Source organism: Pseudomonas protegens, assembly GCF_003732485.1.
GTDB lineage: Bacteria > Pseudomonadota > Gammaproteobacteria > Pseudomonadales > Pseudomonadaceae > Aquipseudomonas > Aquipseudomonas protegens_B.
The window spans coordinates 84,431-85,752 of record NZ_MOAK01000054.1 but is presented as its reverse complement, the minus strand read 5'-3'; the positions used below and the strand labels follow the sequence as shown (position 1 = coordinate 85,752).

Below are 1,322 nucleotides of genomic sequence, written 5' to 3'. Positions count from 1 at the left end.
CCCCCCGGCCCAGCAGCCGCTGCCGGTCAGCGGCTGTTGGCTCCGCATCCCGCGTTCCACGGTTTTTCACATTCAAAGATTGGGCTCGCGCTAGCCGCCAGTGGTAATCTGCGCCGGTTTTACGCGGAGTCGAGCCGCAACCCGTCATGGGTTCAGGGAAGACGACCACACCTTCAAACAACGGATATTGATCGGGTCATACATGAATAAATCAGCAGGCGTACTGTTAGGAATCGTCGTCGCGGTAGGTGCCATCAGTGTCGGCGGCGCCTGGTACACCGGCACCAAGCTGGAAGGCGTTGTGCAGCAGCAGATCGTCGAGAGCAACAAAGAGTTGCAGACGGCGCTGATCGGCTATGACGCCACTGCGACCATCGAGCTGGTGTCCCTGGAACGTGGCCTGTTCAGCAGCACCGCGCACTATCGCCTCAAGGGCCAGGGCGATGTGTTCAACGGCGATCTGGAATTGCTGGTCACCGATCACATCGAGCATGGCCCGCTGCCTTTCTCCCGTCTGGTGCGCCTGAAGTGGCTGCCGGTCATGGCTACCAGCCATTACGAACTGGAGAAGAGCCCGCAGACCGACAAATGGTTTGCCGCCACCAAGGGCGTTGCACCGTTCAAGGGCGTGGTCAACGTCGGCTACGACCTGTCCGCCGAGGGCACCCTGGATTTCGCTCCAATGGAACTGGCCCTGGATGAGCAGAGCAGCCTGAAGTTCTCCGGCCTGAACTCCACCTTCAGCGTCAGCGACAACCGCCAGAAAGCCAAGGTCGACGGCTACATGGACAGCCTGAGCCTTTCGCTCAGCTCGCCGGACAAGGCCCCGGGCAAGCTGGAAATCAACGGCTTGACCCTGGCCAGCAACCTGCAAAAAAGCAGCTTCGGCTACTACATGGGCCAGAACACCCTGGAGCTCACCAGCACCAAGGCCACCTTCGGTGACAAGCAATCGGTGCTGACCCTGAAGAACTTCGAACAGAAGACCTTCAGCGAAGAAACCGGCAGCACAGTGGCGGGCCGTGCGGATTACCGAGTGGGCGAAATCGCCTTCGACGGCAAGACCGTGGGTTCGGCCGAGATGCTCTGGAGCATGAAGAACCTCGACAGCCAGGGCATGCTCGATCTGGTCCAGGTCTATCAGACCGTATTGCAGCCGTATCAGAAGGCGGCCACCGAAGCCACTGCCGAAGGCGAACCGGCCCCGGAACTGCAAATGACCGACGCCGAGCAGGTCAAGGTACGTGCCGCGGTGAACAAGGTCCTGGAAGCCAAGCCCCAGATCGCCCTGGAAAGCCTGGCGTTCAAGACCGCCGGTGGTG

General features: G+C 60.7%; 1 protein-coding gene. It reads left to right on the top strand.

What is annotated here, in order from left to right:
* Positions 1-202 precede the first annotated feature (202 nt).
* Positions 203-1,322, top strand: a 1,120-nt coding sequence (locus BLX41_RS14335; protein ID WP_148059726.1) for a YdgA family protein, incomplete at its 3' end; no start/stop codon positions are given.